22 protein-coding genes and 1 tRNA gene are annotated in these 23946 nt (G+C 66.2%); 4 read left to right on the forward strand and 19 right to left on the reverse strand.

Annotated elements, in window-relative coordinates; translation table 11 throughout:
- The 5 genes from uppS to rpsB form a co-directional block, all read right to left on the reverse strand.
- Window positions 1-768, reverse strand: coding sequence for a polyprenyl diphosphate synthase (gene uppS, locus DZC73_RS15650; protein ID WP_124541291.1), 768 nt, complete (start codon window positions 766-768; stop codon window positions 1-3).
- A 4-nt stretch (window positions 769-772) separates the two neighbouring features.
- Window positions 773-1333 carry a ribosome recycling factor gene (gene frr, locus DZC73_RS15655; RefSeq protein WP_124541292.1) on the reverse strand — a complete coding sequence of 187 codons (561 nt, stop codon included), beginning with the start codon at window positions 1331-1333 and terminating at the stop codon, window positions 773-775.
- A gap of 16 nt (window positions 1334-1349) precedes the next feature.
- Complete coding sequence (pyrH, locus tag DZC73_RS15660; RefSeq protein WP_124541293.1) at window positions 1350-2060, reverse strand: UMP kinase; 711 nt, start codon at window positions 2058-2060, stop codon at window positions 1350-1352.
- Between the two features lie 106 nt (window positions 2061-2166).
- Window positions 2167-3087 (reverse strand): translation elongation factor Ts, encoded by a 921-nt coding sequence (gene tsf, locus DZC73_RS15665; RefSeq protein WP_124541294.1) that lies wholly within the window; start codon window positions 3085-3087, stop codon window positions 2167-2169.
- Between the two features lie 133 nt (window positions 3088-3220).
- Window positions 3221-3967, reverse strand: a complete 747-nt coding sequence (gene rpsB / locus DZC73_RS15670; protein ID WP_124541295.1) for a 30S ribosomal protein S2 — start codon at window positions 3965-3967, stop codon at window positions 3221-3223.
- A 190-nt stretch (window positions 3968-4157) separates the two neighbouring features.
- Between rpsB and DZC73_RS15675 the strand changes: the two genes are divergently transcribed.
- Genes DZC73_RS15675 through DZC73_RS15685 form a run of 3 tightly spaced genes read left to right on the forward strand, consistent with a single transcriptional unit; the run spans window position 4158 to window position 8362 of the window.
- On the forward strand, window positions 4158-5513 hold the full coding sequence (locus tag DZC73_RS15675) for an amidase (protein WP_124541296.1): 1356 nt from the start codon (window positions 4158-4160) through the stop codon (window positions 5511-5513).
- An 8-nt stretch (window positions 5514-5521) separates the two neighbouring features.
- On the forward strand, window positions 5522-6868 hold the full coding sequence (locus DZC73_RS15680) for an FAD-dependent oxidoreductase (RefSeq protein WP_124541297.1): 1347 nt from the start codon (window positions 5522-5524) through the stop codon (window positions 6866-6868).
- A gap of 12 nt (window positions 6869-6880) precedes the next feature.
- The gene (locus DZC73_RS15685; protein ID WP_124541298.1) at window positions 6881-8362 is read left to right on the forward strand and encodes an NAD(P)H-hydrate dehydratase; all 1482 of its coding nucleotides are present in this window, start codon (window positions 6881-6883) and stop codon (window positions 8360-8362) included.
- A gap of 19 nt (window positions 8363-8381) precedes the next feature.
- Here the strand turns inward: DZC73_RS15685 and rnr are convergent, their stop codons facing one another.
- On the reverse strand, window positions 8382-10586 hold the full coding sequence (gene rnr, locus DZC73_RS15690) for a ribonuclease R (RefSeq protein WP_124541299.1): 2205 nt from the start codon (window positions 10584-10586) through the stop codon (window positions 8382-8384).
- An 80-nt stretch (window positions 10587-10666) separates the two neighbouring features.
- Here rnr and DZC73_RS15695 point away from each other — a divergent pair.
- A tRNA-Leu gene (locus DZC73_RS15695) sits at window positions 10667-10751 on the forward strand.
- 124 nt (window positions 10752-10875) lie between these two features.
- Here the strand turns inward: DZC73_RS15695 and DZC73_RS15700 are convergent.
- The 13 genes from DZC73_RS15700 to ispG form a co-directional block, all read right to left on the reverse strand.
- A complete protein-coding gene (locus DZC73_RS15700) occupies window positions 10876-11397 on the reverse strand; it encodes a phosphoribosyltransferase (protein ID WP_124541300.1) in 522 nt (173 codons plus the stop codon).
- A 55-nt stretch (window positions 11398-11452) separates the two neighbouring features.
- Entirely contained in the window at window positions 11453-12793 is a 1341-nt protein-coding gene (locus tag DZC73_RS15705) for an adenylosuccinate synthase (protein ID WP_124541301.1), read from the reverse strand.
- A gap of 46 nt (window positions 12794-12839) precedes the next feature.
- The gene (locus DZC73_RS15710) at window positions 12840-14003 is read right to left on the reverse strand and encodes an ATP phosphoribosyltransferase regulatory subunit (protein ID WP_124541302.1); all 1164 of its coding nucleotides are present in this window, start codon (window positions 14001-14003) and stop codon (window positions 12840-12842) included.
- Between the two features lie 51 nt (window positions 14004-14054).
- A complete protein-coding gene (locus DZC73_RS15715; RefSeq protein ID WP_268879044.1) occupies window positions 14055-14252 on the reverse strand; it encodes a DUF2065 domain-containing protein in 198 nt (65 codons plus the stop codon).
- Entirely contained in the window at window positions 14249-15166 is a 918-nt protein-coding gene (hflC, locus tag DZC73_RS15720; protein ID WP_124541303.1) for a protease modulator HflC, read from the reverse strand. Before hflC ends, DZC73_RS15715 begins: the two co-directional genes overlap by 4 nt.
- A gap of 23 nt (window positions 15167-15189) precedes the next feature.
- Window positions 15190-16437, reverse strand: coding sequence for an FtsH protease activity modulator HflK (gene hflK / locus DZC73_RS15725; RefSeq protein ID WP_235835150.1), 1248 nt, complete (start codon window positions 16435-16437; stop codon window positions 15190-15192).
- Window positions 16438-16439: 2 nt separating this feature from the next.
- The gene (gene hflX, locus DZC73_RS15730) at window positions 16440-17675 is read right to left on the reverse strand and encodes a GTPase HflX (RefSeq protein WP_235835151.1); all 1236 of its coding nucleotides are present in this window, start codon (window positions 17673-17675) and stop codon (window positions 16440-16442) included.
- Between the two features lie 37 nt (window positions 17676-17712).
- Window positions 17713-17955 carry an RNA chaperone Hfq gene (gene hfq, locus DZC73_RS15735; protein WP_124541305.1) on the reverse strand — a complete coding sequence of 81 codons (243 nt, stop codon included), beginning with the start codon at window positions 17953-17955 and terminating at the stop codon, window positions 17713-17715.
- 84 nt (window positions 17956-18039) lie between these two features.
- Complete coding sequence (gene der / locus DZC73_RS15740; protein ID WP_124541306.1) at window positions 18040-19374, reverse strand: ribosome biogenesis GTPase Der; 1335 nt, start codon at window positions 19372-19374, stop codon at window positions 18040-18042.
- A 23-nt stretch (window positions 19375-19397) separates the two neighbouring features.
- Window positions 19398-20525 (reverse strand): outer membrane protein assembly factor BamB, encoded by a 1128-nt coding sequence (gene bamB, locus DZC73_RS15745; protein WP_124541307.1) that lies wholly within the window; start codon window positions 20523-20525, stop codon window positions 19398-19400.
- Window positions 20525-21205, reverse strand: a complete 681-nt coding sequence (locus tag DZC73_RS15750; RefSeq protein ID WP_124541308.1) for a YfgM family protein — start codon at window positions 21203-21205, stop codon at window positions 20525-20527. Before DZC73_RS15750 ends, bamB begins: the two co-directional genes overlap by 1 nt.
- A gap of 28 nt (window positions 21206-21233) precedes the next feature.
- On the reverse strand, window positions 21234-22550 hold the full coding sequence (gene hisS / locus DZC73_RS15755; RefSeq protein WP_124541309.1) for a histidine--tRNA ligase: 1317 nt from the start codon (window positions 22548-22550) through the stop codon (window positions 21234-21236).
- A gap of 76 nt (window positions 22551-22626) precedes the next feature.
- Window positions 22627-23937, reverse strand: coding sequence for a flavodoxin-dependent (E)-4-hydroxy-3-methylbut-2-enyl-diphosphate synthase (gene ispG, locus DZC73_RS15760; protein WP_124541310.1), 1311 nt, complete (start codon window positions 23935-23937; stop codon window positions 22627-22629).
- Window positions 23938-23946: the final 9 nt, after the last annotated feature.

The following is a 23946-nucleotide window of genomic DNA, read 5'->3' on the forward strand; positions in this document are numbered from 1 at the left end:
TCAGGCGCTTTGCAGTGAGGCCGCGGGCGCGTCCTTGACGCCACCGAAGCGCCTGTCGCGCCGGGCGAAGGACGCGAGCGCCGCGTCGAGTTCCGCCTCGCCGAAGTCCGGCCAGAGGCAGTCGGTGAAGACGAATTCCGAGTAGGCGGCCTGCCACAACAGGAAGTTGCTGACACGCAGTTCGCCGCCGGTGCGTATGAAGAGGTCCGGGTCCGGTGCGTGGGCCAGCGACATGAAGCTCGCCAGCTTGGTCTCGTCCAGCTCCTCGGGCTTGACGCCGGCTTGCATGGCAGCGCGTGCCGCCTGCACGATGTCCCAGCGGCCGCCGTAGTTGAAACACACCGACAGCGTGATGCGGGTGTTGTCCTTGGTCAGCGATTCGGCCTGCTCCCAGGCCTGCCGCAGCTTGTCTGACACCTGGTTGCGGTCACCGACGATCACGATGCGGACGCCCTTGTCGGCCAGCTTGGTGAGGTACTTGGCGACGGCCACGAGCACCAGGCCCATCAGGCCAGTCACCTCCTCGGTCGGGCGCTTCCAGTTCTCGCTGGAGAAAGCGTAGACAGTGAGGTAGTCGATGCCGCGGTCGGCGCAGGCCAGCACCGTCTTGACGAGTGAGTCGACACCGGCCTTGTGGCCGAAGAAGCGCGGCATGAAGCGCTTCTTGGCCCAGCGGCCGTTGCCATCCATCACGATGGCCACGTGTCGCGGAATGTCGGCCCGTGTTTCCACGAGGTTCGGGTTACTGCTCTTCAAGGACAGTGACATGGCCTCAGACGGCCATGATCTCCGCTTCCTTGCCCGCGATCAGGCGATCGATCTCCGCAATGGTGCGGTCGGTGATCTTCTGCACCTCGTCCAGCGAGCGGCGCTCGTCGTCCTCGCCGATTTCCTTGTCCTTGAGCAGCTTCTTGGCATGCTCGTTGGCGTCCCGGCGCACGTTGCGCACGGCCACCTTGGCGTCTTCGCCCTCGTGGCGCACGACCTTGGTGAGCTCCTTGCGGCGCTCCTCGGTCAGCGGCGGCATCGGCACGCGCAGCAGGTCGCCCTGCGCCGACGGGTTCAGGCCCAGGTCCGACTCGCGGATGGCCTTCTCGATCTTGGCGCCCATGCCCTTTTCCCAGGGCTGCACGCTGATCGTGCGGGCATCCAGCAGCGACACGTTGGCCACCTGGCTGATGGGCACCATCGAGCCGTAATACTCGACATGCACCTGGTCGAGGATGCCGGGGTGGGCGCGGCCCGTGCGGACCTTCTGCAACTCACCCTTGAGCGATTCAATGGAGCGGGCCATCTTGGCCTCTGCCGTCTTCTTGATCTCTGCGATGCTCATGATTGGGTCCTTCGCTTCAAACGTGCACCAGCGTGCCTTCGTCTTCGCCCATCACCACGCGCTTGAGCGCGCCGGCCTTGAAGATGCTGAACACCTTGATCGGCAGCTTCTGGTCGCGGCACAGCGCAAAGGCGGTGGCGTCGAGGACTTGCAGGTTCTTCGTGATGGCTTCGTCGAAACTGATCTGCGTGTAGCGGGTGGCCTCGGGGTCCTTCTTCGGGTCGGCGGTGTAGACACCATCGACCTTCGTGGCCTTGAGCACGATCTGCGCGCCGATCTCGGCACCGCGCAGTGCAGCGGCCGTGTCGGTGGTGAAGAAGGGGTTGCCGGTGCCGGCCGCGAAGATGACGACCTTGCCTTCTTCGAGGTACTGCAGCGCCTTGGGCCGCACGTAGGGCTCGACCACCTGCTCGATGCTGATGGCCGACATGACGCGGGCGGTCATGCCTTCCTGGCGCATGGTGTCGGCCAGGGCCAGGGAGTTCATCACCGTGGCCAGCATGCCCATGTAGTCGGCGGTGGCGCGGTCCATGCCGACCGAGCCGCCGGCCACGCCGCGGAAGATGTTCCCGCCGCCGATGACCACCGCCACTTCGCACCCGAGCTGAACCACTTCCTGGATTTCGCGCACCATGCGCACGATGGTCGCGCGGTTGATGCCGTAGGCGTCGTCGCCCATCAGCGCTTCGCCGGAGAGTTTGAGCAGGATGCGCTTGTAGGCGGGCATGCGGTGTGTTCCCTTTTTTGTGTGGCCGGTCTTGGGGTCTTCGGGGATTAGCGGAGTCTAAACGCCCAGGGGGCCCATGGCCCCCCGGAATCTGCCTGAGAGCGTGTTACGCGCCCTTGGCAGCAGCCACTTGCGCGGCCACTTCGGCAGCGAAGTCGTCGACCTTCTTCTCGATGCCTTCGCCCACGACGTAGAGCGTGAAGCCCTTCACCGTGGAGCCGGCAGCCTTGAGCATCTGCTCGACGGTCTGCTTGTCGTTCTTGACGAAGGCCTGGTTGAACAGGCTGACTTCCTTCAGGTACTTCTGCACCGAGCCTTCGATGCGCTTGGTCACGATTTCGGCGGACTGCGCAGGCTTGCCGGCGGCTTCGGCGGCCTTGGCGTCTTCGGCAGCCTTGCCGGCGGCCACGGCGCGTTCCTTCTCGATCAGCTCGGCGGGCACGTCGGCCGACGACAGGGCCACGGGCTTCATGGCGGCGATGTGCATGGCCACGTCCTTGGCCGCGGTGTCGTCACCGTCGAACTCGACGACCACGCCGATGCGCGTGCCGTGCAGGTAGCTGGCGAGCTTGCCGCCGTTGGCATAGCGCTTGAAGCGGCGGAAGGACATGTTCTCGCCGATCTTGCCGATCAGGCCCTTGCGCACGTCTTCCAGCGTCGGGCCGAAGCCGTCTTGGGAGTACGGGAGGGCCGACAGGGCGGCGACGTCAGCGGGGTTGTTCTTGGCGACCAGCTCGGCCGCGGCCTTGGCCAGGGCGAGGAAAGAGTCGTTCTTGGTGACGAAGTCGGTCTCGCAGTTGACTTCGAGCAGCGCGCCGGTCGAGCCTTCGACGAAGGCGGCGACCACGCCTTCGGCGGTCACGCGCGAAGCGGCCTTGCCAGCCTTGCTGCCCAGCTTGACGCGCAGCAGCTCTTCGGCCTTGTCCATGTTGCCCTCAGCCTCGGTGAGGGCCTTCTTGCACTCCATCATCGGCGCATCGGTCTTGGCGCGCAGCTCGGCGACCATGCTTGCGGTGATTGCAGCCATCGTGTTTCTCCGTTCTTTCAGCAAAGCGTCCGAGCGATTGGAGCCTCGGACGCCAATTCAGTTCGCGTTGAAAAAAAGGGGCTGATCTCAGCCCCTTTCTTGTCTCACATCAGGTGTGAGCGAGGGGCGCGGGTCAGGCGTTTTCGCTGACTTCCACGAACTCGTCGCCTTCACCGGCAGCGGCTTGCACGACCTCGTTGGTCGCGTTGGCCTTGCCTTCGAGGATGGCGTCGGCCACGGCGCGGGCGTACAGCGCCACGGCCTTGGACGAGTCGTCGTTGCCCGGGATGACGTAGTCGATGCCGTCGGGTGAGTGGTTGGAGTCGACCACGCCGACCACCGGGATGCCCAGCTTGTTGGCTTCGGCGATGGCGATCTTGTGGTAGCCCACGTCGATCACGAACAGCGCATCAGGCAGCGCGTTCATGTCTTGAATGCCGCCGATGTCCTTCTCGAGCTTGTCGAGCTCGCGCTGGAACATGAGGGCTTCCTTCTTGATGCGGATTTCGGTGCCGGACTCGACCTGGGCCTTCATGTCCTTCAGGCGCTTGATGGAGCCCTTGACGGTCTTGAAGTTGGTGAGCATGCCGCCCAGCCAGCGCTGGTCGACGAAGGGCATGCCGGCGCGCAGGGCTTCCTGCGTGATGACCTCGCGCGCCTGGCGCTTGGTGCCGATCATGAGGATGGTGCCGCGCTTGGAAGCAAGCTGGCGCAGGAACTTCATCGCGTCGTTGAAGAGCGGCTGCGTCTTCTCGAGGTTGATGATGTGGATCTTGTTGCGATGGCCGTAGATGTACGGGGCCATCTTGGGATTCCAGAAGCGCGTTTGGTGGCCGAAATGCACACCGGCTTCCAGCATTTCACGCATGCTGACAGTCATGAGAACTCCAAAGGTTGTGTCTAGAATCCGGCTCGAATCGCTTGCGCCTTGATTCACTCCTTACGGTTGAATCTCAGCACCGCAACACCTTGAGATAGCCGGGTTCGCGATTTGTCTACCCTGACGCAAGCGGCCTTGAAGTTGATTTCAGGCGCCCTATCCGGATAAACCCGACGAGTATAGCACGCCCATGACCCCTGACCTCATTGCCGCCCGCGGAGAAATCGCAGCTCACCGCACGACGGCATCGCGTCTGGTCGACACTTGCCTCGAAGCCGCCTCGGGCGAAGCCTGCCGACACGCCTTCATCGGCCGATTCGACGCCATGGCCCGTGCCGCGGCAACGGCGGTCGATGCCCAGCATGCCGCCGGCGCCCCGCTCCCGCCCCTGGCCGGACTGGCCGTCAGCGTGAAGGCCTTGTTCGACGTGCAGGGGCAGGTCACGACCGCCGCCTCCATCGCCTTGGCCGACCGCCACGCGGCAACTTGCGACAGCCCGGCCGTGGCCCGCCTGCGAGCGGCCGGCGCCGCGCTCGTGGGCCACACCAACATGACCGAGTTCGCCTTCTCCGGCGTGGGCATCAACCCCCACCACGGCACGCCGGCCAATCCGGCCACCCACGCCCTCGACGGCCTGGCCCGCATCCCCGGCGGGTCCACCTCGGGCGGGGCAGTGTCGGTCGCCACGGGCGCAGCCTGGGCGGCCCTGGGTTCGGACACCGGCGGGTCGATCCGCATTCCTGCCGCCTTGCAGGGGCTGGTGGGCTTCAAGAACACGGCGCGTCTGGTGCCCACCGAGGGCGCGATCCCGCTGTCGACCACGCTGGACACGGCCTGCGCCATCACCCGCACGGTGCGCGACGCCATCGCCTTGCACGAGGTGCTGGCCCAGCGCGTGGTGCAGCGCTCCGGTCATGCCCTGGGCGCCATGCGCTTCGGGTTGCCGACCACGCTGATGCTCGACTCGCTGGAGCCGCAGGTTGCCGCCGCCTTCGAGCGCGCCACCGCCACCTTGCGCCATGCCGGCGCCCACATCGAGGACATCGCCCTGCCCGAGCTGGGCGACCTCGCCGCCATCAACGCCACCGGCGGCTTCTCGGCGGCCGAGAGCTGGACCTGGCACCGCTCGCTGCTGGCCACGCACGAGGCGCAGTACGACCATCGCGTCGCCCAGCGCATCCGCCGCGGCGAACGCATGAGCGCCGCCGACTACATCGACCTCCTCCACGCCCGACGCGACTGGATCGAACAAATGCAGATTGCCATGCGCGGCTTCGACGCACTGCTGAGCCCCACGGTGCCCCTGGTGGCCCCGCTCATCGCCGACCTGCAAGCCAGCGACGACGCCTTCTTCGACGCGAACGGCAAGCTGCTGCGCAACCCGTCGGTGGTGAACATGCTCGACGGCTGCGCGCTGTCGCTGCCCTGCCACCGTGCCGGCGAAATGCCCGTGGGCCTCATGGTGTGGGGTCCGGCACTGTCCGACGACACCGTGCTGGACGCGTCGCTGGCCATCGAATCGGCCCTGGCCGCCATGCGGAGCTGACCGCCAGAATGCGCATCGCCGTCATCGGCGCCGGCATCGTCGGCGTCACCACTGCATTCGAACTGGCCAGCGATGGCCACGAGGTCGTCGTCTACGAGCGCCAGGGCAGCGTGGCTGGCGCCACGAGCTTTGCCATCACCGGGTTGATGTCGCCCGGCATCGTCGCGCCCTGGGCCGCGCCGGGCATGCCGATGCGCCTGTTCCGCTCGCTGGTGGGCAAGCACTCGGGCGTTCGGCTGAGTCCGAGCGTCAATCCGGCGGTCTGGTCCTGGCTGTCCCAGTGGCGAAGGGCCAGCAGCCGCGAGGTGCACTTCGCACGCCGGGCCGCCATGCAGCGGCTGGCACTGGTCAGCCAGCATCGGTTCCACGACATCGGCAGCAAGCTCAAGCTCGACTACGAGCACACCCGCGGCGCCATGACCTTGCTGCGCACGGCGCAGGACGTGGACCGGATGCAGCCGGCCATCGCGCTGATGGCCGAGCTGGGCGTCAGGCATGAAGTGATCGACCGCGAGACCTGCATGGCCGTCGAGCCCGGGCTCAACCCCGAGGCGCCACTGGCGGGTGCCATCTACTTCCGCGACGACCAGGTGGCCAACTGCCGGCAGTATGCGCACTTGCTGCGCACGGCAGCACAGCAGCTGGGCGCGAAGTTCCGCTTCCACACCGAGGTGGAACGCATCGTGCCCGGCGCGCAGCCGCAACTCGTGCTGCGCACCAAGGCCTCGCCCGATTCCGAGCCGCCCAGCATCCTGGTGGATGGCAGTCGCCATGGCTTCGCCGTCACCCAGCCCTTGCAGGTGCAGGCCGACCACGACAGCGCCGACGCGGTGGTGGTGTGCGCGGCGATGGGTGCGTCATCGCTGCTCGCGCCGCATGGGCTGAAATTGCCGGTGCTGCCGGTGCATGGCTACTCGGTCACCGCACCGATGCGCAACTTCGAGGCACATCCGCGCCATGGGCCGCAGTCGGGCATCTTCGATGCGAAGCACCAGGTGGCGATCACGCGGCTGGGCTCGCGCATCCGCGTGGCGGGCTGCCATGAGATCGCCGGGCACCGCACGCGCCACGACAAGGCGGCCATCGTCACGCTCTACCGGGTCCTGGAGGACTGGTTCCCGGGCGTCGCCCGCATCTCCCACGCGCAAGCCTGGCGCGGTGCGCGGCCCATGCTGCCCGATGGGCCACCGGTGCTGGGTGCCAGCGGCATCCCCGGGGTGTGGCTGAACCTGGGCCACGGCGACCATGGCTGGGCGCTGGCCTGTGGCAGCGCCAGGGTCGTGTCGGATTTGCTGGCGTCGCGCAAGCCGGACGTGGACACTGCGGACTTCGGCGTTCACCGCCTCCACCAGTAGCCCACTGCTTCCATGCAACGCGTCCTGCCACCGACACACGATCTGCCGCTGTTCGGACCGCAGGCGACGCGCCGGATCGAGCAGGCTGCGATGGCCGCCCTGCCGCCGCACGCCCTGATGCGCCGCGCCGGCCTGGCGGTGGCGCGATGGGCCCTCGCCATTGCGCCGCATGCCGGTCGCATCTGGGTCGCCGCGGGCCCAGGAAACAACGGCGGCGACGGGTTCGAGGCCGCGCTGCATCTGGCGGGTTGGGGCAAGCACGTCAGCGTGACTTTCCATGGCGACGAGGCCCGCCTTCCCGATGACGCGAAAGATGCGTTTGCAAGGGCCAAGGACAACGGGATCGACATTCGGCCGTCGGGCGATGTTCCAGCGGACGCCGAGCTCATCATCGATGCCTTGCTCGGCATCGGGGCCAACCGGCCGCCGTCCGAAGCCATTGCCCGCTGCATCGCGACCATCAACGAGGCGGCTTGCCCGGTGCTGGCCGTGGATGCCCCCTCCGGACTCGACGTCGCCACCGGCCAGCCCCTGGGCGCCAGCGCCGTGCGTGCGAGCCACACGATCAGCCTCCTGACACTCAAGCCCGGCTTGTTCACGGCGCATGGGCGTGACCATGTCGGCGAGGTGTGGTTCGATGATCTGGCGGTGGCTGCGGGCAACGAGGCACCCGATGCATGGCTCACGGGCAGCGACATCACGCACGCGCAGCCCCGTGACCACGCCGCCCACAAAGGCAGCTTCGGCGACGTGGCCGTGATTGGCGGAGCACCCTCGATGTCGGGTGCGGCACTGCTGGCGGGCCGTTCAGCGCTGGCTGCAGGCGCAGGCCGCGTCTACGTCAGCCTGCTGGATGACGCAGCGCCAGGCATGGACCCGGTGCGGCCCGAACTCATGTTCCGCCAGCACTGGTGGCAAAGCCCGGACGCCACGCTCGCGCAAACCACCGTGGTCTGCGGATGCGGCGGCGGCGATGCCGTGCGCGCCGCATTGCCGCGCGTGCTGAGCGCCAGTGCACGGCTGGTGCTCGACGCCGATGCGCTCAACGCCATCGCGCAGGACGCCTCCTTGCAGGCACTGCTCGCCGCCCGCGCCGCACGCGCGCATCCCACCGTTCTGACGCCGCATCCGCTCGAAGCGGCACGGCTGCTGGGCATCAGCACCACTGAAGTCCAGGCTGACCGGCTGGGCGTGGCGCGCCGGCTGGCCGAGCGCTTCCACTGCGTTGCACTGCTCAAGGGCTCGGGCACGGTCATCGCATCAGCCATCGGGCCGGCGCGCATCAATCCCACGGGGAATGCCTCGCTCGCCACCGCGGGCACGGGCGACGTGCTGGCAGGATGGCTTGGCGGCCTGTGGTCGCAGGACGCGCAAGGCGATCCATCGCAGGTCGCCGCCGTCGCGGCATGGCAGCATGGCCAGGCCGCCGATCTTCACCGCAGCGGGCCGCTGCTGGCGAGCGACCTGATCCACGCACTTGCAAAGGCCCGCTAGAGCAGCGGGCCGACAAGCCTCAGCGGCGACGCACTGGCTTGGCTGACGACTTCCTCGCTGCAGCCTTGGCTGCCTTCACCGGATTCGCAGCCCCACCCTTGCCTTTGGACTTGCCTTTCGCAACGGCCTTCACCGCGCGATCGGCCTCCTTCACGGCCGCGAGCTCTTCCACGGCCGACTGCTGGCGCCCGATCATCCGGTCACGCCGCGCGCGGATGAGCGCTGCGTCCTCTTCGTTGTCGCGCACCATGCGGAAGTCGATCTTGCGGCCGTCCAGGTCCACACGGCTGACCTGCACGCGCACACGTGCCCCCACCGTGTAGCGAACGCCGGTGCGCTCGCCGCGAAGCTCCTGCTTCACCTCGTCGAAGCGGTAGTACTCGCCACCCAGCTCGGTGATGTGCACGAGGCCCTCGACGTACAGCGCATCGAGCGTGACGAAGAGGCCGAAGCTCGTCACCGCAGTGACGGTGCCGGCGTACTCCTCGCCCAGGTGCTCGCGCATGAACTTGCACTTGAGCCAGGCCTCGACATCGCGCGAAGCTTCGTCGGCACGACGCTCGTTCGCACTGCAATGCGCGCCCGCGGCTTCCCACACTTCACCCTCGCTCAACTCGGACCTGGCCGGCTTCGCGCCCTTGCGCACCTTGGGCACGTCGAGGATCTCGCCGGTGCTCAGGTGATAGCGCTTGCTGTGCAGCAAGGCCTTGATGACCCGGTGTACCAAGAGGTCCGGGTAGCGCCGGATGGGGCTCGTGAAGTGTGTGTAGGCCTCGTAGGCCAGGCCGAAGTGGCCGCTGTTGATCGCGGTGTAGATCGCCTGCTGCATCGAGCGAAGCAGCATCGTGTGGATCTGCATCGCATCGGGACGCTCCTTGGTCGCGGCCGCTATCGACTGGAACTCGCCCGGGGTCGGGTCGTCGCTCACCGACAGGCCGATGCCCAGCGACTTCAGGTAGTTCTGCAGCAGCGACTTCTTCTCGGGCGTCGGCCCTTCGTGCACGCGGTACAGCGCCGGATGCTTGTGCAAGGCGATGAAGTCCGCCGAGCACACGTTGGCCGCGAGCATGCATTCCTCGATCAGCTTGTGCGCTTCGGTGCGCACGCGTGGCACGATCTTCTCGATGCGCCCGTTCTCGTCGCAGACGATCTGCGTCTCGGTGGTCTCGAAGTCGATGGCGCCGCGCTTGACGCGCGACTTGAGCAGCGCGCGGTAGACCTCGTTGAGGTTGAGCAGGTCGGGCACGAGGTCCTTGCGGCGCGCCGCCTCGGGTCCGCGCGTGTTCGCGAGGATGGCCGCCACCTCGGTGTAGGTGAAGCGTGCATGCGAGCAGATCACCGCCGGGTAGAACTGGTAGGCGTGCAGGTCGCCGGTGGCGGTGATGAGCATGTCGCACACCATCGCCAGGCGATCTTCGTTCGGGTTGAGCGAACACAGCCCGTTGGAGAGCTTCTCGGGCAGCATCGGAATGACGCGGCGCGGGAAGTACACCGACGTGGCGCGTTCGTACGCGTCTTCGTCGATGGGCTCGCCGGGCTTCACATAGTGGCTCACGTCGGCAATCGCCACGATGAGCCGGAAGCCCTTGCCGCGGCCCACCTTCGCGGGCTCGCAATACACCGCATCGTCGAAGTCGCGTGCGTCTTCGCCGTCGATGGTGACCAGCGCCACGTCGGTAAGGTCGATGCGCTGCTTGCGGTCCGCGGGGCGGATCTTGTCGGGCAGCGCTGCAGACTGCGCGAGTGTCTCCGGCGTGAAGCGATGCGGCACTTCGTACTTGCGCACCGCGATCTCGATCTCCATGCCGGGGTCGTCGATCTCGCCGAGCACTTCGGTCACGCGGCCCATGGGCTGCGAATACAACGACGGCGCCTCGGTGAGCTCGATGGCCACCACCTGCCCCGCCGTCGCGTTCGCGATGGCGTTCTTCGGCACCATGATGTCCTGCCCGTAGCGCTTGTCTTCAGGCGCGACGAGCCAGATGCCGCTCTCATGCAGCAGCCGCCCGATGATGGGCGCCTTGCGTCGTTCGAGGATCTCGAGGATGCGTCCCTCGGGCCGGCCCTTGCGGTCGTAGCGGATGATCCGCGCCTTCACGCGATCGCGATGAAGCACGGCGCGCATCTCTTGCTGCGACAGGTACAGATCGGGTTGACGGTCGTCACGGATGAGGAATCCATGACCATCACGGTGGCCTTGCACCGTGCCTTCCACTTCACTCATCAGCTCGGCGCCGACGGAATTTGCGGGATTGGGGTTTACGTTTGTTTTTTTGATGATAGAATCTCAGACTTTCCTGAAATGCCCAGGTGGCGGAATTGGTAGACGCACTAGTTTCAGGTACTAGCGGGTAACACCGTGGGGGTTCGAGTCCCTTCCTGGGCACCAATAACAAGAAGATGAAGAAGGCCGCAGTATGCGGCCTTTTTTGTTGGCCTTGCTAATTCGCAGCACGAGCAGCCACGATCGCGTTTGGGGCAAACCACGTCGCCCCACCGTGTCGAAGTCTTCTTCAGATCTCGTACTTCTTCGCAAGACCTTCGGGACGCAGCGCGTCGTACTCCTCGAAGGGCTGATGAATCCACGGACTCGTGGGCAGCAGCTCGACGAAGTAGTCCGGCGTGTAGCTGGACACACCCTTGGTCCAGATCACCGCGGAGCGCAGTTCGCTGATGGAGGGCATGCCGCGCAGGCGGTCCACCACCGCACGCAGGGTCACGCCTGAATCGGCCAGGTCATCCACCAGCAGCACGCGGCCCGCAAGTTCGCCCTTGGGCAGCGTGATGTACTTGGCCATGTCCAACCGGCCCTGGATGGTGCCAGCCTCGGCGCGGTACGAGCTCGTGGACATGATGCCCAGCGGCTTGTCGAACACGCGCGAGAGGATGTCGCCCGGGCGCATGCCACCGCGCGCCAGGCACAGGATCTGGTCGAACTCCCAGCCTGATGCATGCACCTTCAGCGCCAGGCGCTCGGTGAGCATGTGGTATTCGTCCCAAGAGACGTACAGGTGCTTGCCGTCGTCGGTCAGCATCGAAACAACTCCTTCAATTCATTGGCATCTTCGCCGCGATGCGGCAATGGCGCGCTCAGGCCTTGTACGGATGGCGCAACAGGATGGTGTGGTCGCGATCGGGACCGGTGGACACCATGTCGATCGGTGCGCCGATGTACTCCTGCACCCGCTCCAGGTACTTGCGTGCATTCAGCGGCAGCTTGTCCCACTCGGTGATGCCCGCCGTGCTGTCCGTCCAGCCCGGGAAAGTGTCGTAGATCGGTTGGCACGCCACGATGTCGTCGGCATCCAGCGGGAGGATGTCCACGCGCTTGCCGTTGAGCTCGTAGCCCACGCAGACCTTGATTTCCTTCAGGCCGTCGAGCACGTCCAGCTTGGTGATGCACAGGCCCGAGATGCCGTTGATGATGATTGAGCGCTTGAGCGCCGCGGCATCCAGCCAGCCGCATCGGCGGGCACGGCCGGTCACGGTGCCGCGCTCCTGGCCCACCGTCGACAGGTGGTGGCCCACGGTACCGGTTGCGTTGATGTCCAGCTCCGTCGGGAAGGGACCGCTGCCCACGCGTGTGGTGTAGGCCTTGGTGATGCCGAGGATGTAGTGCAGCAGGTCCGGCCCCACGCCGGCACCGGCGGCCGCATTGCCGGCCACGCAGTTGCTGGAGGTGACGTACGGATAAGTGCCGTGGTCGATGTCCAGCAGCGTGCCCTGCGCGCCTTCGAACAGGATGTTGGCACCCGCACGATTCGCCTCGTGGATGATGTAGCCCACGTCGGCCATCATCGGCTTGAGCTGCTCGGCCACCTTCATCGCGTGGTCGAAGATGGGCTGGAATTCCAGCGCCTTCGAATGCAGGTAGCCGGAAAGCGCGAAGTTGTGCAGCTCCAGCAGTTCATGCAGCTTCTTGGCGAAGCGGTCGGGGTGCTTGAGGTCCTGCACGCGCAGTGCGCGGCGTGCCACCTTGTCTTCATACGCCGGGCCGATGCCCTTGCCCGTGGTGCCGATCTTGCCCGCGCCGCTGGTCTCGCGCAGCGCCTCGCGTGCCTTGTCCACCTCCACGTGGAAAGGCAGGATCAGCGGGCAGGACTCGCTGATGAACAGGCGCGAACGAACCTCCAGGCCGATGCCCTCCAGCCGCTCGATCTCCGACAGCAGGTGCGTCGGGTCCACCACCACGCCGTTGCCGATGTAGCAGGCCACGCCGTCGCGCATGATGCCCGAGGGGATGAGCTGCAAGGCTGTCTTCACGCCCTTGATGACCAGCGTATGGCCGGCGTTGTGGCCGCCCTGGAAGCGCACCACGCCCTGGGCGTGGTCGGTCAGCCAGTCGACGACCTTGCCCTTGCCTTCATCGCCCCACTGGGTGCCGACGACGACCACGTTGTGGCCGGCGTTCTTCGCCTTCGTTGCTTGCATGTCTTGAACGTCCGAGTCTGAATTGGATTCGAAAGGCGTGGCCGCGTCAGAGCGCGCGCACCACCCATTGGTCGCCCGAGCCGACGAGTTCGCGGTCGCAGTCGAACTCCTGGCCCTCGTGCTCGTGGCCGGGCAGGATGCAGACGACCGTCTCGCCTTGTTCGCGCAGCTGGCGCACTGCCGATCGCAGCGCGTCCGATTCGCCCCAGGGCGCGCGGATGGCGGCCGCCAGGCGTCGAGCCGGCACCAATGCTGCCAGCTCCTTGAGGTCGAGGCTGAAGCCCACGGCCGGGCGGTTGCGGCCAAAGGCAGCACCGACCTCGTCATAGCGGCCGCCGCGGGCAATCGCATCGCTGTAGCCATCGGTGTAGATGGCAAACCGCGCGCCCGTGTAGTAGGCATAGCCGCCGAGATCGGCCAGGTCGAAGCCCACGCGCACCTCAGGGTGGGCTTGCTTCACACGGGCAGCCAGCGAGCGCAGGTCGGCCAGGGCTTCGCGCACGAGAGGCAAGCCAGGCAGATCACGCTCGGCGATGTCCAGCACCTCCATGCCACCGTACAGGCGCAGCAAGGCAGCCAGGCCCTTGCGAGCGGGTTCGGGCAGGTCTGCCGTCAACTCTGCCAGACCAGGTGCATCCTTGCCCGCCAGCGCGGCCAGGATGGCCACTCTGCGGGTTTCGTCCACCTGCAGCCCATCGAGCAGGCCGCGCAGGATGCGTGCGTCGCCCAGGTCCAGCGTCACCTTGGTGATGCCGGCGCTGCGCAGGCAGTCGAGTGCCATGTCCTGGATTTCGAGATCGGCTTCCAGGCCGGTATGGCCATAGGTCTCGGCGCCGAACTGCAGCGGCTCGCGCGTCGCATACAGGCCCGCAGGCCGCGTGAGCAGCACCGGCCCGCAATAGCAAAGCCGCGTCAGCCCTTCGCGATTGAGCAGGTGCGCATCGATGCGCGCCACCTGCGAGGTGGTGTCAGCCCGCACGCCCAGGGTGCGGCCGCTCAGTTGATCGACCAGCTTGAATGTCTTGAGATCCAGTTCGCGCCCGGTACCCGACAGCAGCGACTCCAGGTGCTCCAGGAGCGGCGGCATCACCAGTTCGAAACCGTAGCCGCGTGCCACGTCGAGAAGGCCTCGGCGCAATTCTTCGATGTGTCTGGCCTGCGCGGGCAGGACATCGGCAATGTGCTCGGGCAGGAGCCAAGCAGACGACATGGGAAATACCGGGCGGTTAAAACCGGCATTGTACCGGGGTCGAGCCCGGGTTCAATTCCAGAAAACGTAGAGTGTTGCCAGGCCCGCTAGCATGCTTGACAGGCCGATGAACCTCAACTGCGAGTCGCTCAGCCGCGTGGCGCGCTCGAACAAGGCGCGCCACAGGCGAGGACTGAAGAACGGCAGCAATCCTTCGATGACCAGCATCAGCGCGAAGGCACCGATGAGCAGGTCGAAGGCCGAATTCACTTCTTGGTCGCGGCAGCAGGTGATGCAGCCGGCGCGGCACCACCGCTTGCGGAGCCTCGCATGGCCTTGAAGAAGTCGGAGTTCGGATCGATCACCATCACGTCGCCCTTGCTGCGGAAGGTGGCACGGTAGGCACCCAGGCTGCGGTAGAAGGCGGCGAACTGCGGGTCCTTGCCGAAGGATTCGGCGAACAGCGCCGATGCCTTGGCATCGCCCTCGCCCTGCACCTTCTGCGCGTCGCGGTAGGCCTCGGCCACGATCACCTCGCGCTGGCGATCGGCGTCGGCGCGGATCTTTTCCTTCTCCGCTTCACCGGTGGAACGCATCTCGTTGGCCACGCGCTTGCGCTCGGACTCCATGCGGCGATAGATGGCATCGGTGATGTTGGCGGAGAAGTCCACGCGCTTGATGCGCACGTCGACGATCTCGATGCCGAAGTCCGCCACGTCGCCGGTGAGGCGGTTGCGCACGTCCTGCATCACCTTGTCGCGCTCGGTGGCCAGCATGGCGCGCACCGTGCGCTTGGTGACTTCCTCGTTGAAGGCCGCCTGCACGATGGGGCTCAGGCGGTTCTCCAGGTTGCGGATGTCGGCCGTGTTGTTGCGAATGAACTTCTTCGGGTCGGTGATGCGCCACTTGATGAGCCAGTCGATCACCAGGCTCTTCTTCTCGGCGGTGAAGATGGGGCGCGTCTCGGTGGGGCTGTCCAGCGTCTGCACGCGGCGGTCGAGCATGACCACGTTCTGCAGCGGCGGCGGCAGCTTGGCCTTCAGCCCCGGCTGGGTGATGACTTCCTTGATCTCACCCAGCGAGTAGATGACCGCGTAGTGCTTCTGGTCGACGATGAACAGCGTCGAGAACAGGATCATCAGCACGACCAGCGTGCCGGCGACGTAGAAACCAATTCGATTCATTGTGTATTCCCCCTCTGCCCTGCTCAGCGGCCTTCGCGGTCGCGGCCGCGCTGGTTGTCGCGTGAACGAACGTCCACCGTGCTCGACTGGGTCGATGCGTTCTCGGCTGGCTGGGGTGCTGGCACCACGTTGACAGACGCGCTGGACTGCTGCAGCAGCTTGTCCAGCGGCAGGTACAGCAGGTTCGAGTTGTTGCGGCTGTCCACCATCACCTTGGTGACGTTGGAGTAGACCTGCTGCATGGTGTCGATGTACATGCGGTCTCGCGTCACGACAGGCGCCTTGCGGTATTCCTCCAGCACCTTGCTGAAGCGCTCGGCATCGCCTTCGGCCTGTGCGACCACGCGGGCCTTGTAGGCCTCGGCTTCCTGGCGCAGCCGTGCAGCCGTGCCCTGGGCCTTGGGGATCACGTCATTGGCGTAGGCCTGGCCTTCGTTCTTCAGGCGCTCGCGGTCTGCGCCGGCCTTGAAGGCGTCGTCGAAGGCCGCCTGCACCTGCTCGGGTGCCTGCACGTTCTGCACGTTCACGTTGGCGATGACGATCCCGGTGTTCAGGCGGTCGAGCTGCTGCTGGATGGACTTCACCAGCGCCGCGGCGATGGCATCACGCTGCTCGTACAGCACCTGGTCCATGGCGTTCTTGCCGACGATCTCGCGGATCGCCGACTCGGCAGCCAGGGTCACCGCGTCTTCCGGATCCTTGTTCTCGAACAGGAAGGCGCGCGCGTCCTTGAGGCGGTACTGCACCGTGAAGCGGATGTCCACGATGTTCTCGTCCTGGGTCAGCATGGACGAATCACGCAGCCCGGTGGCCGCCACCAGGGTGTTGCGGCCGATGTCCTTGGAACGCAGCTGCGTCACCGGCACCGTTTCGTGCGCCTGGATGGGGTACGGCATGCGCCACTGCCAGCCGGCGTTCACGGTGTTGCTGTAGCGGCCGAAGGTGGTGATCACCGCCTGTTGGCCTTCCTGCACGATGAACAGTCCACTGCCCAGCCAGATCATCGCGACGATGCCGCCGATCAGGCCCACGCCGATGCCGGCGCTCTTCATGTCGGGCTGGAAGTTGTTGTTGTCGCCACCGCCACCGGAGCCATTGCCGCGTTGGCTGCCCTTGCCGCCGAACAGGTTGCCCAGTTTGCGGTTGAAGTCACGCCACAGCTCGTCGAGGTCCGGCGGGCCGTCGCCGCGGCCACCATTGGACAGGTCGACATCGGCATTTCGGCGGCCGGTGAGGCGTGCGAAGGCGGCGCTCGCGAATGAACGTCTCATGGTCATGGGTGAGAGTGTTGTGTTCCGGTCGGAAGCAGGCCGTCATCGCCTGCATCGTCATCAGTAGAGGGCGTCGAAGACGGATTCAAGTCCAGGCGCTCGGCCAATGTACCGTCGACGGCCTGGGAGATCACTTGCTTGAGCGAATCCAGGCCCTGGCCCTGGAGCGCACTCACGAACACGCGCGGGACGCGGACGCCACCGTCGAGTTCGAGCACATCGACGGTCGCGCGCGGGCGCTGGTTGTCTTCGAGCTTGTCGTACTTGTTGTAGACCAGCACCTGCTGGATGCCGGCCGCGCCGATGTCGCCCAGCACGCGCTGCACCTCGGCCATCTGCTCGGCGAGCAGCGGCGATGCGGCATCCACCACGTGCAGCAGCAGGTCGGCATCGGCGGCCTCCTGCAGCGTGGCTTCAAAGGCCTCGACCAGCTTGTGAGGCAGGTCGCGGATGAAGCCCACGGTGTCGGACAGCGATACCGAACGGCCCACGTCTTCGAGGTAGAACTGCCGCGTGGTCGTGTCCAGCGTCGCGAAGAGCTGGTCGGCCGCGTAGGTGCGGGCCTTCACCAGGGCATTGAACAGCGTGGACTTGCCCGCGTTCGTGTAGCCCACCAGCGAGACACGGAAGGTCTGGTTGCGCTCGCGCGAGCGGCGTTGCGTGCTGCGCTGACGCTTGACCTTCACCAGCCGTTCCTTCACGGCCTTGATGCGCTCGCCGATCATGCGGCGGTCGAGCTCAATCTGGGCTTCGCCCGGACCGCCTCGGTTGCCAATGCCGCCGCGCTGGCGCTCCAGGTGGCTCCAGCGACGCACGAGGCGCGTGGAGAGGTACTGCAACTGCGCCAGCTCGACCTGCAGCTTGCCCTCGTGGCTTTGAGCACGGGCAGCGAAGATTTCGAGGATGAGCATGGTGCGGTCGGCGACCGCCACGCCCAGGTGCCGCTCGAGGTTGCGCTGCTGCGCAGGCGACAAGGCCTGGTCGAACAGCACCGCCTCGGCCTGGTGGCCGAGCACCAGGGCCTTGATTTCATCCGCCTTGCCCGAGCCCACAAAAAGCGCGGGATCAGGCGCCTTGCGCTTGGCGATCACGCGGGCAACCGGCAGGTCTCCCGCGGATTCGCACAGCAAGGCGAGCTCGTCCAGCGTCGGGTCGAAGTGGCCGGACCCGGCCACGTCCACGCCGACGAGGATGGCACGCGGAGGACCCGCACCCTGAGTGGTCGTTGCAGCGCTCAAGGTCGAGGATGCCCGCAACCCGCAGGGATCACGGGGTTCAGGCCTGTTCCTGGTTGTCGGCCGCGTGGAAGTTCACCGCCCGGCCTGGAACCACGGTGGAGATGGCATGCTTGTAGACCATCTGTGTGACCGTGTTTCGAAGGAGCACCACATACTGATCAAAAGACTCGATGTGGCCCTGCAGCTTGATGCCGTTCACGAGGTAGATCGAGACCGGCACATGCTCTTTGCGCAGCAGGTTCAGAAAGGGGTCTTGTAGAAGTTGGCCCTTATTGCTCACGATATTGCTCCGTGTTCAAAAGTTATAAGAGTGATCACGTTAACACAGGGTTCCTCGCGGCCGAACCCCATGGCCGAAAAAGTCTCAACCGCTCTTTTCGTCGAAGGGATTCTTGCCCGACCTCATTTCGATGCGCAAGGGCGTACCTACCAGCTTGAAATGCTCGCGGAAACGGCCTTCGAGGAATCGTTTGTAAGAGTCGGTCACGTGTTCCAGCGAATTTCCATGCACGACGATGACGGGCGGGTTCATCCCACCTTGGTGCGCGTAACGCAGCTTGGGGCGGAACATCCCGGCGCGCTTGGGCGCCTGGTGCTCCACCGCCTCGTGCAGCAGACGGGTCAGAACAGGTGTCGACATCTTCTTGGTGGCCGAGGCATGGGCATCGGCGATCGCCTTCCACACCGGGCCCAGGCCCTGGCGCTTGATGGCTGAGATGTTGAGGATGGGGGCGAACTTCAGGAACGCAAGGCGCTGCTCGATGGAGCGCTGCAGCTGCTGCTTCTGGTAGTCGTCCACCGCATCCCACTTGTTCACGGCGATCACCACGGCCCGGCCGCTGTCCAGGATGTAGCCGGCGATGTGCGCATCCTGGTCGCTCACGCCCTGGGTGGCATCCAGCAGCAGCAGCACCACGTTGGCGTCGGCAATGGCCTGCAAGGTCTTGACCACCGAGAACTTCTCGATGGCCTGGAAAACCCGGCCCTTGCGGCGCAGGCCGGCCGTGTCGATGAGCTGGAATTTCTGCCCGTTGCGCTCGAAGGGCACGCTGATGGCGTCGCGGGTGGTGCCCGGCATGTCAAAGGCGACCAGCCGCTCTTCACCCAGCCAGGTGTTGATGAGCGTGCTCTTGCCCACGTTCGGCCGCCCGGCCACCGCCAGGCGGATGGGCGCGCCCTCCTCCGGGACCTCCTCTTCCTCGCCGAAGTCGAAGTCCTCCAGCGCGGCCTCGGTCAGGCTGCGGATGCCCTGGCCATGCGCCGACGAGATGGGATGCGGTTCGCCCATGCCCAGCTCGTAGAACTCGGCCAGGTGCGGGGATTCCTGCATGCCCTCGGCCTTGTTGATGGCCAGGAGCACCTTCTTGCCCACCGTGCGCAGGTAGTTGGCGATGTCGTGGTCCTGCGCCGACAGGCCGGCGCGCACGTCCACGACGAAGATGACCACGTCCGCCTCGGCCACGGCCTGGCGGGTCTGCTTGGCCATCTCCTTGACGATGCCGGTGGAGCTGTCGGGCTCGAAGCCACCGGTGTCGATCACGATGAACTCGCGGTCGCCCAGGTGGCCGTCGCCGTAGTGGCGGTCGCGCGTGAGGCCGGCGAAGTCGGCCACGATGGCGTCGCGGCTCTTGGTGAGGCGGTTGAAGAGCGTCGACTTGCCGACGTTGGGACGCCCGACGATGGCGATGACAGGTTTCATCGTGAGCGTTTCAGATTCAAGACTTATTCCGGACGGATGGCCCACAGGCCACCGTTGCGGGTCACCACGAGCACCGTGCCGGACACCATGACGGGTGCGGTCACGATGGCGCTGCCGTCGGTATTCACGCGCAGCAGCGTCTCGCCCTTGTCGCGCGACAGGAAATGCACCACGCCCTCGCTGTCGCCGAACACGACCGCCTTGGGCGTCACCAGCGGCGCGCCCAGGCCGCGGTACAGCAGCTTCTCGGACTGCCAGGCCACTTCGCCACTGGGCGCCTTCCACACGGTGATGCGGTCCGAGGCATCCGCGGCGTAGACGAACTGGTCATCGATGGCCACGCCATCGGTGCCGCCGACCGGCTTGGTCCACACGAGCGAGCCGCGCTCGGCGTTCACGCAGCCCACGGCCGCCTGGAACGAGCGCACGCAGACCACGTCGCCCTGGCGGGCCAGCGGTGCGACGAGGTCGGCCAAGCGCTCGACCTCATTGGTACCGCGAGGCGCGCCGACCACCACTTCCCAGCGCACGTCGCCGTTGCGCGGATCGAAGCCGGCGAGCTTGGGACCCTGCCCGGCCAGCAGCGTGTCCTTGAAGGCTGCGATCACGCCACCTTGCGCAAGGGTGAGCGGATCGCTCGGGCGCTGCACCGACCACAGCTTGGTGCCGTCCTGGGCGTCGAAGGCGTGCACGGTGCGGTCGCCGCCGAGCACGAAGACACGCTCGCCGGCCACCAGCGGCGCGGTGGTCACGCGCATGTTCAGCGTCGCGCGCCACAGCACGCGACCGGCTTCCAGGGTGACGAGTTCGCCGTCGCGCGTGACGACCGCGGCATAACGGCCATCGCTGCCCACGCCGGCACCCAGCTTGGCGCCGACGCTGCCTTTCCAGAGTTCGCGGCCGGTGTCAGCCTCCAGCGCCAGCACCGTGCCGTCATTGCCGGCCACGGTGAACACGCCCGGACTCACCGCCACGGACAGCGGGAACTGGACGCCATCGATCTTCGAATTCCAGGCCACGCGGCCACCCAGCGTCGGCGTGAACGACTCCAGCGGCGTGGGCTTGGGTTTCTCCGGGCCGCTGGCACAGCCAGCGGCGAGCACCAGCACCGTGGCGCCGAATGCGGCAAGCAACAGGCGACGGGCGGCCATCACTTGCTGCCCTCCGCGGCGGACGCCGCCTTCTCGGGTTCGGGCGCGGCACCCAGTGCCGTCAGCTTGGCTTCGACGAGGCCGCGGTATTGCACCTTCGGGTCCATGTCCTTCCAGGCCTTCTGGTAGGCGGCCTTGGCGTCGTCCTTCTTGCCCTGGGCCATCAGGATGTCGCCGCGGCGGTCGTTGACGATGGGCTCGAAGTCCTTGCCTGTGGCGCCGTCGAGCTGCTTGAGCGCATCGTCGAACTTCTTCTGGTCCAGCAGGATGCCGGCCAGGCGCACGCGTGCGAGGGTCTTGTATTCATCCTCAGGCGCATGGTCGATCACCCAGGTCAGCGTCGCGCGGGCGTTGTCGAACTGGCCCTTGTCGAACTGAACCTTGGCCAGGGCCATGCCGGCCTGCTCGGCGAAGGCGGTGCCGGGGTAGCGGTCCTTGAGGGTGGCGAAGACCGTGGCGGCACGATCGGCGTCGCCGGCCTGCGCGGCCTTGTCCAGCTCGTCGAACATCGCCCCGGCCTTGCCGGCCTGGCCCGCCTGGTAGTTGTTCCAGTAGGTCCAGCCTGAGAAGGCACCGAGCACGATGATCAGCGTCCAGGTGATCAGGTTGCCGTATTGCTTCCAGAAATTCTTGAGCTGGTCGAGCTGCTCTTGTTCTTCGAGGTCGAGATGGCTGGCCATGACTGAGGCTTTCTTGTGGAAGGCGCGATTATGCGTTGAGGAGATCGGCGGCCCAGCCGGCGGCACCGGACAGCGGCAGGCTGCGCTGCGGCGCATCGGCATTGCGCAGGTCTTTCAGCGAGACCTCGCCGCGGGCCACTTCGTCTTCGCCGAAGATGAGCGCGAAGCGGGCGCCGCTGTCGTCGGCGCGCTTGAACTGGGTCTTCATCTTGCCGCCGCCGGCGTGCATGAGCACTGAGACGCCGGCCGCGCGCAGCTTTTCGAGCACCACCATGGCCTGCGGCGCGGCAGCGGCGGAGGTGACGATCGCATAGGCCACGGGCGCAGCGCTGGGCACCGGCAGGCCGATTTCCTGGATCAGCAGCAGCAGCCGCTCGATGCCCAGGCCGAAGCCCACCGCAGGCGCCGACTTGCCGCCCAGTTGTTCGATGAGCCCGTCATAGCGCCCGCCGCCGCAGACGGTGCCTTGCGAGCCGAGCTGGTCGGTCACCCACTCGAACACCGTGAGGTTGTAGTAGTCCATGCCGCGCACCAGGCGCGTGTTGATGCGGTATTCGAGGCCGGCCGCATCGAGGATGGCGCGCACGCCGTTGAAGTGCGCGAGCGACGCTTCGCCGAGGAAGTCCATCAGCTTGGGCGCGGCCTCCACCAGTGCCTGCATGGTCGGGTTCTTGGTATCCAGGATGCGCAGCGGGTTGCTGTGCAGGCGGCGCCGGGAGTCTTCGTCCAGCGCGTCCTGGTGCTGCTCGAAATACGCCACCAGCGCGTCGCGGTGCGCACGGCGCTCGCCGGGCTGCCCCAGGCTGTTGAGTTCGAGGCGGACGTGCTTGCCTTCGACCAGGCCCAGCTCGCGCAGGAGGGATCGAACAAGAAGAATGATCTCGCCGTCCACGTCAGGCCCGGCAAAACCGAGAGCTTCGACATCCAACTGGTGGAACTGGCGGTAGCGCCCCTTTTGCTGCTTCTCATGCCGGAACATCGGGCCCATGGTCCAAAGGCGCAGCGGGCCGTTGTAGAGCGCGTTGTACTCGACCATTGCTCGCACGATGCCAGCCGTGGCCTCAGGGCGCAGCGTGAGCTTGTCGCCGTTCATCGAGTCGACGAAGGAATACATCTCCTTCTCGACGATGTCCGTCACCTCGCCCAGGCCCCGCACGAACAGCGCCGTGGGCTCCACGATGGGCGTCAGCATGTTCTTGTAGCCGTAGCGCGTCAGCACGGAGCGCACGACGTTCTCGAACCATTGCCAGATCGTCGAATCGGGCAGCTTCTCCCCTCGAGGGACGTCGATACCCGGCGGAAGAATGTCGTTCATGCCTTTGACGGCACGCAGGATGTCAGCCATGTTCAGTTCTGATGTCTCGCGGCCACGAGGCCGCGATGGGTGGAAGGTCGGGGAAGAATGCGGGAGCGTCCGACCTTCAATGCGCAGCGGTTGCCGAACCGAAGCGCTTTTCGATGTAGTCCTCGACCAGCGTCTGGAACTCGCGCGCGATGCCTTCGCCGCGCAGCGTGAGCGCCTTCTCGCCGTCGATGAAGACGGGAGCCGCCGGCGCCTCGCCCGTGCCCGGCAGGCTGATGCCGATGTCGGCATGCTTGCTCTCGCCGGGGCCGTTGACGATGCAACCCATGACGGCCACCTTCATGTTCTCCACGCCGGGGTAGCGCGCCTTCCACACCGGCATCTGGGCGCGCAGGTAGTCGTCGATCTGCTTGGCCAGCTCCTGGAAGGTGGTGCTGGTCGTGCGTCCGCAGCCGGGGCAGGCGGTGACGCTGGGATTGAAGGCCCGCAGGCCCAGCGATTGCAGGATCTCCATGGCCACGACCACTTCCTGCGTGCGGGCCTCGCCGGGCTGCGGCGTGAGCGACACGCGGATGGTGTCGCCGATGCCTTGCTGCAGCAGAAGCGCCAGCGCGGCGGTAGACGCCACCGTGCCCTTGGTGCCCATGCCCGCCTCGGTCAGGCCCAGGTGCAGCGCGTAATCGCTGCGCTTGGACAAGGCCTGGTACACGCTCACCAGATCCTGCACGCCAGACATCTTGCACGACAGGATGATCTGGTCCGCGCGCAGGCCCAGCTCCTCCGCCTTGCGCGCCGACTGCAGGGCCGACGCGATGATGGCGCGGTACATGATCTGTTGCGGCTCGAAGGGCTCGGCGCGGCGGCCGTTCTCGTCCATCATCTGCGCGAGCAGTTCCTGGTCGAGGCTGCCCCAGTTCACGCCGATGCGCACCGGCTTGTCGTACTTGGCAGCCACTTCCACCATCTGCGCAAACTGCTTGTCGTGCTTCTCGCCCTTGCCCACGTTGCCGGGGTTGATGCGGTACTTGCTCAGCGTTTCGGCGCAGGCTGGATGCTCGGTCAGCAGGCGGTGGCCGTTGTAGTGGAAGTCGCCCACCAGCGGCACGTCGATGCCCATGCGGTCGAGCTGCTCGCGGATGTGCGGAACAGCCGCGGCAGCCTCGGGCGTGTTGACGGTGATTCGCACCATCTCCGAGCCGGCGATGGCCAGTTCCTTCACCTGGATGGCGGTCTCGATCACGTCCACCGTGTCGGTATTCGTCATGGACTGCACGCGGACCGGCGCATCGCCACCCACGGTGACAACTCGTGAACCCCAGCGCACCGCCACTTGCCTGGTGTGGTGCTTGGCGGGCGCGGCATGCACGACGAAGTCCTCGTCCAGCGACGGGTCGTCAACAGCGCTCAAGGGGGATCGGACGTCGTTCATCTTGCCAAC

Source organism: Rhizobacter terrae (genome assembly GCF_003852895.1).
Lineage (GTDB): Bacteria > Pseudomonadota > Gammaproteobacteria > Burkholderiales > Burkholderiaceae_C > Albitalea > Albitalea terrae.